Origin of the sequence: Shewanella sp. 38A_GOM-205m (assembly GCF_000518445.1) — a bacterium.
GTDB lineage: Bacteria > Pseudomonadota > Gammaproteobacteria > Enterobacterales > Shewanellaceae > Shewanella > Shewanella algae.
The window spans coordinates 106804-118926 of record NZ_JADP01000009.1; the positions used below are offsets into that span (position 1 = coordinate 106804).

Consider the following 12123-nt stretch of genomic DNA (forward strand, 5'->3'; position numbering starts at 1 on the left):
GTCAGTGTTGCTGTTCATGCCAGCCTCCGGTTAACAGAGTATCCATATCCGCTACCTGCTCGTTGGCGCTCACGCTATTGCTCTGTTCCACTCTAGTCGCCAGCGCCTTTCCCAGCATGGCGGCGCCGCGAACGCCACTGGCGGCGCCGAATTGAGCGGCGCAAAACTCGGGCAACTGCACCCCATTGAACATATGCCTGGCTGTAGCCTGCGGCAGCGCCGCCAAAATTTCCGGCACTTCGCTCAAACCGCCACCGAAGACAAAGATGTCCGGATCCAGACTGAGGATCTGCCCGGCCAACACACTGCCCAGGGCATCCAGATAAGCATCGAAACTGCGTTTGGCTATGGCATCACCGGCACGCAGCGCCGCCAGCCAAGCGTATGTATCACCCTCGCCGCCAAACGCCCGGTAGATACGACCAAGGCCTGTGCCCGAGACATAGGTTTCGGCGCAGCCTTTGAGGCCACAGCCGCAATCGTAAAGCGGCAAGCCATGGCGCAGCAGCACGCTGGCCGCCATACCCTGATGGCCGAACTCACCGGCCAGACAGTGGGCGCCGGTGATCAGTCGCCCTTCGATACAGATCCCGCCGCCAAGCCCGGTACCGAGTATGAGCCCAAGAACTCTGGCATGATCTTTCCCGGCTCCCAGTAAGGCTTCGGACAGGGCGAAACAACGGCAATCATTGCCAAGGGCCACAGGACGCGACAACAAGGCGCCTAAATCTTCGGCCACTTTACGCTGATTGAGGCAAGGCACATTGCTGGAGACCACAGTGCCATCGGCGCGGATCACCCCGGGCAGGGCTATCCCCACAGTGCCCGGGATGCCGGACTCGGCCGGCCAGCGCCTGTCGGCCTCGCTTATCTGCAAGGCGAGTGAGGCCAGAAAGCTCTGATAATCGTCACCCTGAGTCGCAATGCGCCATTTATCCAACAGACGCAATTGTGGACTGAACACCGCCAGTTCTATCTTGGTACCACCGATATCCACACCGTAGTACATGGCTCAATCCTCTGTGTTATCCAGGCTGCCGGGCCGAGTATAAACCGCAAGCGAATGCAGCTTCACCCCCTGCACCACTCTATTGACCTGGCCGCTGGGACAGGGATTATCCGGTGACACCCCAAGCTCCAACGCCTTGTAAAATGCAAGTAGCTGACAGTAAACAATAAAGGGCAGTGTCAACCAAGCCTCTTCCAGACTGGCCTGACCATCTTGGGCCAGAGCCTCTTCACTCAGATAACAGATATCCAGCGCCCGCTTATCGGCGCGCAGCTCTGCCAGAAGATCCAGATCGTAGGCTCTGGCATAGGGCTCAGAGCTGCCGAGCAGCACTATCTGGGTATCTTCATTTACCAGTGACTTGGGGCCGTGACGAAACCCCAGCGGACTCTCAAAACTGCTGATCACTATACCGGCCGTCAGTTCAAGGTACTTGAGCGCCGCCTCCTGAGCCGCCGCCTTGAGCGGCCCGGCGCCGAGGAACACTATCCGCTTGCAGCAATGGCCCGCGGTTTGCTGCACCCCGTCGAGCCGGGTTTCGAGCAGTTGCTCCGTCAGTGTCAGCACCCTGGATAGCGATTTGTCTTCCTCGGCAAACAACAGCAGGGTCGCCAGATACATACAACTGAAGCTGCTGGTCATGGCAAAGCTGCGGTCGTGGCTATCTTGGGGCATCAACCACAAACAAGCCTTGTGACTGTGTTCGGCCGCATAGCTGGCCAAAGCTCCCTCAGGGTTACAGGTCAGCAGCAGATGACTGACATCTGTCAGCAACTCATCGGCCAACGCCAGCACAGCCAGGGATTCAGGGCTGTTTCCAGAGCGGCCATAGGAGACTATCAGAGTCGGCTGCAATGGGTTGAGATGCAACCTGGGGTGAGAAACAATATCCGTGCTGGACAAGGCTTCCACCCTCTGGCCCGGCAATCTGAGCTGCCGCTGTAAAAAGGCTGCCAACGCCTCGCCGATATAAGCCGAAGTACCGGCGCCGGTGAGAATAATCCGCAGATTGTCCTTGGCCAGCAAGGGATTGAGAAAAGCGCTGAGCTGCGCTTCCCAGTGTTTGAAATCGGCCTGTAATTCGCGCCAGAGAGTTGGCTGCTGGGCTATCTCGGTCGCCGTCCATTTACCACTCTCCGGCGCTTGCCAAAGCGGGTTGGCGGCAGATTTTGGATACAAGTGGGTCTTTGATAGGTCACTGACTTGCATTGATTTATCCTTCGATGGCAGCAGGCTGACAGGCGCTGGCATAACGGCTAAGCACCAGGCCGATATGATGGAGTACCAGCTCAATCGCCGTGGCAGGCAGCTCGCCTCTGACCACGGCCGGATAGGCCAGCGGCAGATATTGGCTGATAAGGGGCTCGGGAATGGGGTTTGCCAGATTGGCCAGCAGCTTGTCTATGGTTAGTGACAATTCGGGCCAGTAGTAGCGGATCCTGTCACTGTAACTGAATCCCAGTTGCCAATCCCGCAGCGCAGGATCTGTATAGAACGACTGCCAGTATTTGGGCTCAGACAGCATCTTCTGCTCACACAGTGCTCTAAGCCCTGAGCGTTTCGCCGCCGGCACCAGCAAGGCCTCTATATGATCCAGGGCAAACAGCCCTTCGCGCAGGGCAAAAGTCAACTGCGGCCCCACCTTGAGAATGGCAAAATGGCCGGCCACCAACTGGGCGTAATGCTCCGGCAATTGATAATCTGTGGAGTGGGCTTCAAACACCAGGTTGGGCTGCTCGCGAATAAAGCGGCTCTGCTCTTTGGTGAGCGTTTCATCATACTGATGTACCCCGGCATTGCCGAACTCCACCCCCGGCTGCACCACCAGCGCAATCACCCGCTGCCAAACCTCTGCCCCAAGCCCCTCGGCGGCAAAGGCCTGTTTGTGGGCGCTAATGGTGTGTTTCATCGCCGCAACCGGGGTGACCTGCAGCCCCTCCTCCAGCGAACTGACACCACCGGGAGCGGGTACTTCAGTGCCTATCACATAACAGAGCTGTTGCCCCGGCGCCTTGGCCGCTTCTGCGGCGCGGCACAGTCTGGCTGCGCGCGCGGCAATCACCTCATCGGCAAGGGGCGTTTGTTCCTGATGACAAGCCATGCTGGCATCCAGATGAATTTTACAAAATCCCGCCTCGACATAGGCCCGCACCATGGCTTCGGCCTCAGCCATCGCCTGCTCGGCAGTCAGGTGCTTCCAGGCCACCGGCCCCAGGTGATCGCCGCCGAACAGCAACTGCGCTTCGGCAACACCTTCACTTTGGGCCAGGCTCTTTACAAAGGCGATAAAATCGGCGGGGGTCATGCCTGTATAGCCGCCGTGCTGATTGACCTGGTTGGCCGTAGCCTCAATCAGCAAGGGCGCCCGTTGCCGCGCCGCATGACGCAGAGCGGCGCGCAGTACCAGTGGCTGGGCCGAACAGACGGAATAAATCCCCGCCTGCTGCCCTGCCTTGTTGGCCTCAATAATGGATTTGAGTGCAGACATGCTTACCTCAACCTACAATGCCAAGCGGTTTGGCGCTCTGCCACACGCCACGGGTAAAGTCGGGGAAGTCCTTGGAGTTACCGCGATCGGCCACTGAAGCCGCCGACAGAGGCTGCACCGCCGACCAGGCCGCACCGTCATACACATCCTGATCCAGCGGCTCGCCGTTACGCAGGCAGTAGATCATCCGCCAGCACATTAAAAAGTCCATGCCGCCATGACCGCCGTTCTTTTCGGCCGCCTCGCCCATCTGCAACCACAGCGGATGGTCATACTTGGCATACCACTGGGTCATATCCTGGTCCCAATGGTGGAAGCTACCACTGCCGCCCTGCTCCAGCGCTATGCGGTTGGGGAAACCGGCAAACACCCCATTGGTGCCCTGAATCAGGTTATGGCGGCTGTAAGGACGCGGCGTTGTGGTGTCGTGTTGCACCATGATGGTTCGGCCTTTAACCGTCTTGATAAGACTGGTATTGATATCGCCGCAGATATAGTTGAGCTTGTTGCGGGCATGGTCGGCGGGGAATTCACGCTTGGCATAGGCTGCGCGCCCAAGCGACGGAGAGCTCATGGAAGTGAGATAGTCGAACCTGTCCCCGCGGTTGATATTCATGTACTGGGACACAGGCCCCAAACCATGGGTAGGATACAGGTTACCGTCAATCAAGGCGTGATACTTGGTGCGCCAAGAGCCCGTCTTGCGATCTATCTCCTTCATCTGCCAGCGCAGCTCGTGAATATAAGCGGCCTCACCGTGCAGCAGTTCACCGAACAGCCCCTGGCGTACCATGTTGAGCACCATCAGCTCGTCGCGACCGTAGCAGACGTTTTCCATCATCATGCAGTTGCGCTGGGTTTGCTCGGCTGTGTCCACCAGATCCCAGAGCTGCTCCATGGTGATCCCCATAGGCACTTCAACAAAGGCGTGTTTGCCGGCCAGCATAGCCTCTTTGGCCATGGGGTGGTGCCATTCCCAAGGTGTGGCAATGACCACTATGTCCACATCCTGGCGTGCCAACAATTCACGATAGGCGTGTTTGCCCTGGGAATAATAACCGGGCTGGGCCAAGCCTGCGTCACTCATTACCTTCTTGGCACGTTCTATGACCAGTGGATCGGTATCGCAGATAGCTGTTACCCTGGCGCCCTCTATGTTGTTGAAATGGTGAATGAACCCCACACCTCGCTCACCGACGCCGATTAGCCCCACCCGCACTTCAGCCATTTTCGGAACCACCAGCCCCATGACAGATCGGCCACTGGCCTTGGGTGCCAGCGCAGATGAACCGGCATTGGCGGCGCAGCCAGCCAGCGCCGAGGCAGCAGCTGTGGCCACCGAAGCTTTCAGAAAGGAACGACGATCAAAACCAGACATAACTTCTCCCCTTGTTATTTATTTTTATCTATCAGGTGCAGCTGCACCCCTTGCTTGGTGAGTTCTTCCACATAGCGCTCGGGAATGCCGCTGTCGGTCACCAGTTGCTGGATCTGCCGACTGGCACAAATGACATGAAACGCCTGTTGGTCGAATTTGGATGAATCGGTAACCACTATGATCTCGCTGGCAATCTCACACATCATGCGGTTGAGACTGGCTTCCTTCTCAAAATGGGTGGTGAGACCTGTCTTGAGATCAAAACCATCCACCCCGAGGATCAGCTTGTTGAAGTTGTAATCCCTGAGGCTCTTCTCGGCGATGGAACCATAGAAAGACATCGACTTCTTACGCAGCAAGCCGCCGGTGAGCATCACCTCAACGTCGTCGGAACGCGCCAGCTCAGTGGCTATGTTAAGGCCGTTGGTCATCACGATAAGATCTTGATGTTCAAGGAGGTTGGCCGCAACTTGCTGGGTAGTGGTGCCCGAGTCCAGCAACAGGCGGTCGCCATCATTAACCAAAGAGGCCGCCACCTTGCCCAGCTCCTGCTTCAGTGCCGAATAGCAGTGGCCCTTCTCTTTCAGTGACAGTTCACGAATAAGGTCGGAGTTGACCATGGCGCCGCCGCGGGAGCGCACCAACAATTGCTTTTGATCCAATACCGCCAGATCCGAGCGTATGGTGACTTCCGAGACCCCGAAGCGATTTGCCAGCTCGGTGACCGACACCTTTCCCTGTTGCTGGGTCAGCCGGACTATCTCCTGCTGCCTCTCAATAGTGTTGAGATTATTCACTGCACTCTTCCTGTTTTGTTTGTTGCGCTCTGGAGCAGGTGAACCTGCACTGGCTTTCGAAAGCTTTCAATCTACTAGCAACGTCGTCAAATCATAACAACAATTCTTATACCACAACTACTTAAGCCAAAACCAACAACAAACTTTCACTTTCAACTAGCTAAACTATGCACCAAACCGAAAACAATTAAAAGACATTTTACATTTTTTTATTGATCATCCAGAGTTTTTAACGCTATAAATAAGCAATCGAAAGTATTTCGCTGTTTCTAATGCTTTCGAAAAACAACAAAAGCGAAAGGCATTAAGCCTGATAAAAACAAACAGCGGGGAACCCATGAAGCTCTTAGCCACCCAACCTGCCCTAATTGCCCTGGCAGTTGCCAGTGCGCTGGCAACACAGCCGGTTACGGCCAATGACGAGTCCGACAAGGAAAACAAGGCTCAAACACAACAAAACTCAGCTCAACAGCAGGATGCCGAGCTGGAAAGAATCCAGGTAACGGGTATCCGATCAGCCATTAAGGAGTCGTTGTTTCTGAAACAGAATGCCACCGCAGTGGTGGATCTTGTGGTGGCCGATGACATAGGCAAGTTTCCGGATGAAAACCTGGCCGAAGCACTGCAACGTATTCCCGGGGTGACCATTACCCGCAACGGCGGCGAGGGACAGAACATACTGATCCGCGGCCTGGGGGACGGCTACAACATCACTACCCTCAATGGCCGCAAACTGGCGTCGGACAATGCCGGGCGGGACTTCAACTTTGACACCATAGCCTCGGAGCTGGTCAATGTGCTGGCGGTTTACAAGTCTCCCGAAGCGCGGCTCACCGAGGGAGGCATAGGGGCAATTGTGGATATTCAGACCCGCAAGCCTTTGGATTTGGACGGTTTTACCCTGCAAGCCTCGGCCAAGGGTATCTATGAGTCGCGCACCGAAGACCTGCACCCGCACGCATCTCTCATCATAGGCGACAAGTCCGATGACGACAGTTTCGGCGCTCTGTTTTCCGCCGTTTACTCCAAGAAAACCCTCAGGGCCGACACCTATTCCGCCGATGGTTTTTTCGATGAAGAGGAAGGCTGGGGTGTCGACAGCGCCGGGGTACCGGTAGACACCAACGGCAATGGTGTGATTGATGAAGGCGAAATCTACGCCTCCAAAATACCCAGTTACATGTACTATGCCAACGCCCAGGACGTACGCGAACGCATCGGTGGCACCCTGGCGCTGCAATGGCGGCCTCTGGATAATCTGGATGTCAATTTCGACGCCCTCTACTCTCGCTACAATACCGATGGACACAAATACCAGATAGGGTTTGTCAACTATGACGAGGAGTGGACACCGGGTACCCCGCTGTTCAGCGATGCGCAGTTCGATGAGCTGGGGCGAGTGGTTTCCATGCGTCAGCAGGGCGACAACACTATGGTGGAGCTGCTTAACCTGAGCACACCACGCAAGACAGACACCTACCAACTGGCACTGAATACGGCGCTGTTTATCACCCCCAATTGGTCGGTCACCGCCGATCTTGCCTACTCGGCCGCCAAAAACAAGAACAAGGGCGACAATCGCTTCATCGTCGCCCGCGGCTTTGTCGACAGCATAGATATCGACTACACCAATGGTCAGATGCTGCCGGATGTGGTGATAGGCCCGGGACTCACCAGCGAGCAGACCTATGGTGCCCACTACAGCCTAAACAGTGGCACTGGCGTGGATGACAAGGTAACGGATCTTAAGCTGATGACCCAGTATTTGCCGGAAAGCGGCTTTATCAGCAAGCTGGATGCCGGGATAAACTATGTCAAGCAGGTCAAGAGCCAGAATGAGTTCAGATCGAAAAACCCCAGCCAATTCAGTCGCGGCGGCTACTATCTAACCCGCGACGGTTATGCTTTTGACGGCTCGGGAGTCTTCACTCAAGGCGAGTTTGAGCTGTTCCAAATTCCGGGTAATGTGTTTGTGCCCGCCAACTTCGATAACTTCCTCGACGGCGAAAACAGCATCTCACCGGATCCCTGGCCCAGCTTTGACTATGACAAGTTGCTGGAATACTACCGCTCCATCAACAGCGATGCCGCCAATGAGGCCATAGTAGCCAGTGCCAATCAGGCCGGTACTTATGAGGTAAGCGAGGCTGTGACCTCGGCCTATGTGCAGATAACTATTGAAGAGCTGCTGTTCGATCTGCCCTATATGCTCAATTTGGGGGTCAGGGCCAGTCGCACCCAAGTCGATTCCGAAGGCTTTGGCTATGACTTGAGCAAGGTAGTGCTGGATGATGCCGGTCAGCCGCTCAACGATGACTGGCGCACTGTCAGCCCGGTAAACTACAGCGACAGCTATACCAACATATTGCCAAGCCTCAACTTCAAGCTGAACCTGCAGGACGATCTGCTGCTGCGTATCTCAGCCGCCGAAGTATTGAGCCGCCCGTCACTCTACTCGCTCAGAGTCTGGGCCGCGCCCAACTTCACCAGTCAGGAGCAGGGCTTGCCAACTCTGGTGCGCGGTAACCCCGGAGTTGAACCCGAGCAGGCCAAACAGGCGGATCTGGCGCTGGAGTGGTATTACGGCGACAGCAGTTCACTGAGCGGCGCCCTGTTCATCAAGGATATCGACTCCTTTATCTCTGATGAAAAGACCCCCATGGAGGTCGATGGCAACCGTTACCTGGTAAGCCAGCCGGTTTCCGGACAGTACGGTGCCAAAGTGCAGGGCTTTGAAATTGCCTGGCAACAATCCCTCGAACAGTGGTTGCCTGAGCCATTCAACGGCTTTGGTTGGCAGCTTAACTACACCTATGTGGACAGCAGTTATGACGATCCTGAGCTGAAAGCCAAGGATCTGCCCTTCAAGGGGATGTCCGAGAACTCCTACAATGCCGTGCTCTACTATGAGCAGTATGGTTTGCAGGCGCGCCTTGCCTATAACTGGCGCAGCAAGTTCCTGGTGGATCCGGATGCCTGGGGCGGCCCGGCCTGGATAGACGACTACGGCCAGTTGGATGCCAGCATCAGCTACGACATCACAGACAACTTGACCCTGTTCAGTGAAGCCTCCAACCTGACCAACAACCGCTACTCCGGTTACATCAAACGCGAAGATCAGGTGAATTATCTGGAACGCTTCGGTACCCAGATAGCCGTGGGTATTCGCGGCAGCTTCTAAAAACAGAGTTTGGGTGAAAGGATAACGCCTTCCGCCCAAACTCCATGTCGGCCCGGGAAACCGCCATATAGCCTAGGCTGACATCTTTCAAGTTAATCCTTCAAGCCGATGATTCTTAATTAAAAGCTACTCTGTTGCTCCCAAGTCACCCACTTGCTTAACAAGCAAAACCTGGGTTAGTCTCTAGCACTCCTTTTAACACCCGGCTGACAAAAGTAGACGCGATTCAGCCGACTCAGCATCCGGCATAGAAGGCCGGCTTCAAGGAATTGGCCGGGCGGTTAATCCCAAGCACTTCCCCCAAAATCAAAGGACTCGAAAACTGTGATCACCTGCTATATCAAATACGTCATCAAACCCAAGCAACTGGCCGAATTTGAACGCTACGCCAAAATGTGGATCCCCTTGGTGGAAAAGTTCGGCGGCACCCATAATGGTTATTTTCTGCCGAGCGAGGGTGCCAGCAATATCGCCCTGGCTCTGTTCACCTTCCCGAGCCTGGCAGAATACGAAAGCTATCGCAATCGAGCCAAAGACGACCCTGAGTGTCAGGCGGCGCTGGTATTTGCCGAACAAACCGACTGCATTGAAAGTTATGAGCGCAGCTTCTTTCGGCCAGTGCTCGGTTAAGGAGAACGAAGATGCCTTCAAGCTTGTTTGCCCCGACACTCGAGACTTCGAGACTCAGGCTCCGGCCGCTGCAAGTGCAGGATGCCGATGCCCTGCTGGCGATATTTTCCGATCCCGAAGTGATGAAATACTGGAATACCGCGCCCTGGACCCATAGCAGCGACGCGCTGGATTTTATCTCTGCCGCCAAGCAGGGCATGACCAGGCAAGAGGGCATCACCCTTGGCATATTCCAGCGGGATACCTGTGAGCTGCTGGGGAAATGCATGTTGTTCAGCTATGACAGCGGCTCCAAACGGGCTGAGATAGGTTTTGGCCTGGGCAAAGCCGCTTGGGGCAAAGGCTATATTCAAGAGGCCGGCGAAGCCCTTATCGACTATGGCTTCAACACGCTTAAACTCAGACGCATCGAGGCCGAGATAGATCCCGGCAACAATGCATCGGCCAAGGCTCTGGATAAACTCGGCTTCATCCGGGAAGGTTTGCTGCGCCAGCGCTGGCAAATCAATGGTGTTATTTCAGATTCGGCGCTCTATGGGCGACTGGTCAGCGATTGACCATGGCTCTGCATCAGGCGGCGCAGAATGGTATCGGCTGTTTGGCGCCGGTGAAGCTATGGCGCAAATGAGTGAAACAATAAAAGGACTCGATAGTTTGGATAGTTTGCTTGATACGCTGAGGATGCTGAAGAAGTACCAAGACGATTTATACTGCAATCCACCGGCAACAGAGGCGCAAATCGATCAGTTGCTTAATGTCTGGGAGTCTATTCCACCAGATTTACTGCCCATCGACTATCTGGATTTGCTCAGGTATGCCAATGGCATCCAAATTAACAATGTCATCCTTAACTCAATCGACGAACTATTGCACTGCAGCCTGGAGCAGGATGACTTTTTACAGCTGGGCCATGAAGGCAACCTGGACAGCATAGTGTTTCACCTCCCCAGCGCCGAATACCGGGTAGTGAATTTTTTCGACTTACGGGAAACCTTTGAAAGCTTTGAGCACCTGAAAGATTTGATAGCTTACCTGTTGCGGGAGCAAGGAATAATGTCTTAGGGAAACTGACATTTTGAATGTTCAAAGTTGGCTGTTCACGCCAGCGCCCTGTCGGTCAAGCGTCAGTAAGATCAGCTTTCGCCCTGGCTTTGCTCCTGTCTTTGATAGTCATCCTCCATACGGCGGACAAAGTCCTCCATCTCCTGGCCCGGGGTAATGGGGAAACGCTCCGGCAACTGTGACAGATTAACGATACGGTCGACCCGAAAGGAGCGAAAGTCGTCTCTCAGTTCACACCAGGCCAACAAGGTCCAGGTGCCGCGCCAAAAGTAGATAGCCAGCGGCCTTATTTTGCGCTGACTGGCGCTGCCTTTTACATCCTGATAGTCGAGCAACACAAAGTGGCGCAGCCTGGCGGCAATACGCAGTGGGTCAAGATAAACAAACTCTTGCTGATCCAGATAGAAGTCCGGTGAGAACATCAAACTCTGCAGCGCCCGCAAACGCTCAGGCACCACGGCTTCGACCTTGATAAGCGCCTGTTTGGCCGCCTTGCCCAGCTCATTGCCGCCCCAGGTCTGCACCATGCGGATCCCCAGTTGAATCGCTTCCAGTTCGGCCTCATTGAACATCAGCGGCGGGACACTCACCTCCTGGCGCAGCAGATAGCCAAGCCCGGCCTCCCCTTCGATGGGGATACCACTGAGACAGAGATCCTGAATATCCCGGTAGATGGTTCTGACAGAGACTTCCAGGCGCTCGGCCAATACGGCCGCAGTGGTCAAACGGCGGTGGCGCAGGATCTGCACTATCTGAAACAAACGGTCGGCGCGGCGCATGACTTAATACCATTCCTTATAGCTGTTTGATTTGAATTCCAAAGTTTGGCTTGAAACGCCTGGCTTACAGCGCAGACCAATGACGATTTATCCCTATACACCATGCATTGCCCTACTAGCCTGCCACCCTTTCATTCTTGCTAACTGAGTAAACGCCTATGCGCTATGGTATTCATTCAAGCAAAGACCGACATTGCGTCGGTCCCGATAAAGATAACAGCGCTGAGCTTACAGCTGCATGGCCCACAAGCCAAGTCGGTTGCCTTCGGAATCGGCTATTTGGGCACAATAGCCACATTCACCTTCCTTGATGGGCATAGGTGGCAAGAGGATTTGCACACCCTGTGCTTCCAGCTGACCTATGGTGGTACCCAGCTTGTCACCCAGGTGGAGGTAAACCACGGATGCCGTCATTGAAGGGGCCATCTGCGGGTGTTTAATCAGCCCAAAGCAAGCGGTATCACCACTGGTGCGGCTGACGCTGACATACTCACACTCAGGCATAGGGTCTTCGCTGCAGTGCAGTCCCAGCACCTCTTGATAAAAACGCTTGGCGCGAGCCATATCGGCAACCGGGATCTCACTCCAGACCAAAGGGATTTCTGCTGACATTTTCACATCTCCATGTTGATTCAGTTGTGGCAGGAGGACCATCCTCCGCCGTCCTGACAAGCTTGGCTCTCAGGACGAAAACAAGTATGCACAGGTACTGCTGACAACCTGTTGTCAGTAGTCTGAGCGAAAACACCAATAAAATTTGTATGGGAGTAAACGACAAAAGGCCCGCAGTGCGGGCCTT

At 55.0% G+C, this 12123-nt stretch carries 11 protein-coding genes; 4 read left to right on the plus strand and 7 right to left on the minus strand.

Features of this window, described 5'->3' with window-relative positions; all coding sequences use genetic code 11:
• Position 1: 1 nt before the first annotated feature.
• The 5 genes from N512_RS22830 to agaR are packed head-to-tail and all read right to left on the minus strand — an operon-like array spanning position 2 to position 5672.
• Complete coding sequence (locus tag N512_RS22830) at positions 2-1009, minus strand: ROK family protein (protein ID WP_025886687.1); 1008 nt, start codon at positions 1007-1009, stop codon at positions 2-4.
• A gap of 3 nt (positions 1010-1012) precedes the next feature.
• Positions 1013-2218, minus strand: coding sequence for an SIS domain-containing protein (locus tag N512_RS0110575; protein ID WP_028780307.1), 1206 nt, complete (start codon positions 2216-2218; stop codon positions 1013-1015).
• 4 nt (positions 2219-2222) lie between these two features.
• Positions 2223-3497: a class II D-tagatose-bisphosphate aldolase, non-catalytic subunit gene (locus N512_RS0110580; protein ID WP_028780308.1), complete on the minus strand. Its 1275-nt coding sequence runs from the start codon at positions 3495-3497 to the stop codon at positions 2223-2225.
• A 7-nt stretch (positions 3498-3504) separates the two neighbouring features.
• Positions 3505-4875 carry a Gfo/Idh/MocA family protein gene (locus N512_RS0110585; protein ID WP_028780309.1) on the minus strand — a complete coding sequence of 457 codons (1371 nt, stop codon included), beginning with the start codon at positions 4873-4875 and terminating at the stop codon, positions 3505-3507.
• 14 nt (positions 4876-4889) lie between these two features.
• On the minus strand, positions 4890-5672 hold the full coding sequence (gene agaR, locus N512_RS0110590; protein ID WP_028780310.1) for a transcriptional repressor AgaR: 783 nt from the start codon (positions 5670-5672) through the stop codon (positions 4890-4892).
• Between the two features lie 337 nt (positions 5673-6009).
• Between agaR and N512_RS0110595 the strand changes: the two genes are divergently transcribed.
• From N512_RS0110595 to N512_RS0110610, 4 genes are all read left to right on the plus strand, one after another.
• Positions 6010-8853: a TonB-dependent receptor gene (locus N512_RS0110595; RefSeq protein ID WP_028780311.1), complete on the plus strand. Its 2844-nt coding sequence runs from the start codon at positions 6010-6012 to the stop codon at positions 8851-8853.
• 324 nt (positions 8854-9177) lie between these two features.
• A complete protein-coding gene (locus N512_RS0110600; protein ID WP_025009831.1) occupies positions 9178-9483 on the plus strand; it encodes an NIPSNAP family protein in 306 nt (101 codons plus the stop codon).
• Between the two features lie 11 nt (positions 9484-9494).
• Complete coding sequence (locus tag N512_RS0110605; protein ID WP_028780312.1) at positions 9495-10040, plus strand: GNAT family N-acetyltransferase; 546 nt, start codon at positions 9495-9497, stop codon at positions 10038-10040.
• Complete coding sequence (locus N512_RS0110610) at positions 9991-10545, plus strand: hypothetical protein (RefSeq protein WP_148823123.1); 555 nt, start codon at positions 9991-9993, stop codon at positions 10543-10545. The genes N512_RS0110605 and N512_RS0110610 overlap by 50 nt, the downstream gene beginning before the upstream one ends.
• Positions 10546-10616: 71 nt before the next feature.
• On the opposite strand, the gene N512_RS0110615 is transcribed toward N512_RS0110610, so the two are convergent.
• Positions 10617-11324, minus strand: a complete 708-nt coding sequence (locus N512_RS0110615) for a helix-turn-helix transcriptional regulator (RefSeq protein ID WP_028780314.1) — start codon at positions 11322-11324, stop codon at positions 10617-10619.
• Positions 11325-11552: 228 nt separating this feature from the next.
• Positions 11553-11936 (minus strand): VOC family protein, encoded by a 384-nt coding sequence (locus tag N512_RS0110620; RefSeq protein WP_025009828.1) that lies wholly within the window; start codon positions 11934-11936, stop codon positions 11553-11555.
• Between the last annotated feature and the right edge of the window lie 187 nt (positions 11937-12123).

Bases quoted from the DNA above. Each gene is read 5' to 3' on its own strand.
- N512_RS0110580 (WP_028780308.1), bottom strand. From the start codon at position 3,497: ATGTCTGCACTCAAATCCATTATTGAGGCCAACAAGGCAGGGCAGCAG.
- N512_RS0110575 (WP_028780307.1), bottom strand. From the start codon at position 2,218: ATGCAAGTCAGTGACCTATCAAAGACCCACTTGTATCCAAAATCTGCC.
- N512_RS0110585 (WP_028780309.1), bottom strand. From the start codon at position 4,875: ATGTCTGGTTTTGATCGTCGTTCCTTTCTGAAAGCTTCGGTGGCCACA.
- N512_RS22830 (WP_025886687.1), bottom strand. From the start codon at position 1,009: ATGTACTACGGTGTGGATATCGGTGGTACCAAGATAGAACTGGCGGTG.
- N512_RS0110610 (WP_148823123.1), top strand. From the start codon at position 9,991: ATGGTGTTATTTCAGATTCGGCGCTCTATGGGCGACTGGTCAGCGATT.
- N512_RS0110595 (WP_028780311.1), top strand. From the start codon at position 6,010: ATGAAGCTCTTAGCCACCCAACCTGCCCTAATTGCCCTGGCAGTTGCC.
- N512_RS0110615 (WP_028780314.1), bottom strand. From the start codon at position 11,324: ATGCGCCGCGCCGACCGTTTGTTTCAGATAGTGCAGATCCTGCGCCAC.
- N512_RS0110620 (WP_025009828.1), bottom strand. From the start codon at position 11,936: ATGTCAGCAGAAATCCCTTTGGTCTGGAGTGAGATCCCGGTTGCCGAT.
- N512_RS0110605 (WP_028780312.1), top strand. From the start codon at position 9,495: ATGCCTTCAAGCTTGTTTGCCCCGACACTCGAGACTTCGAGACTCAGG.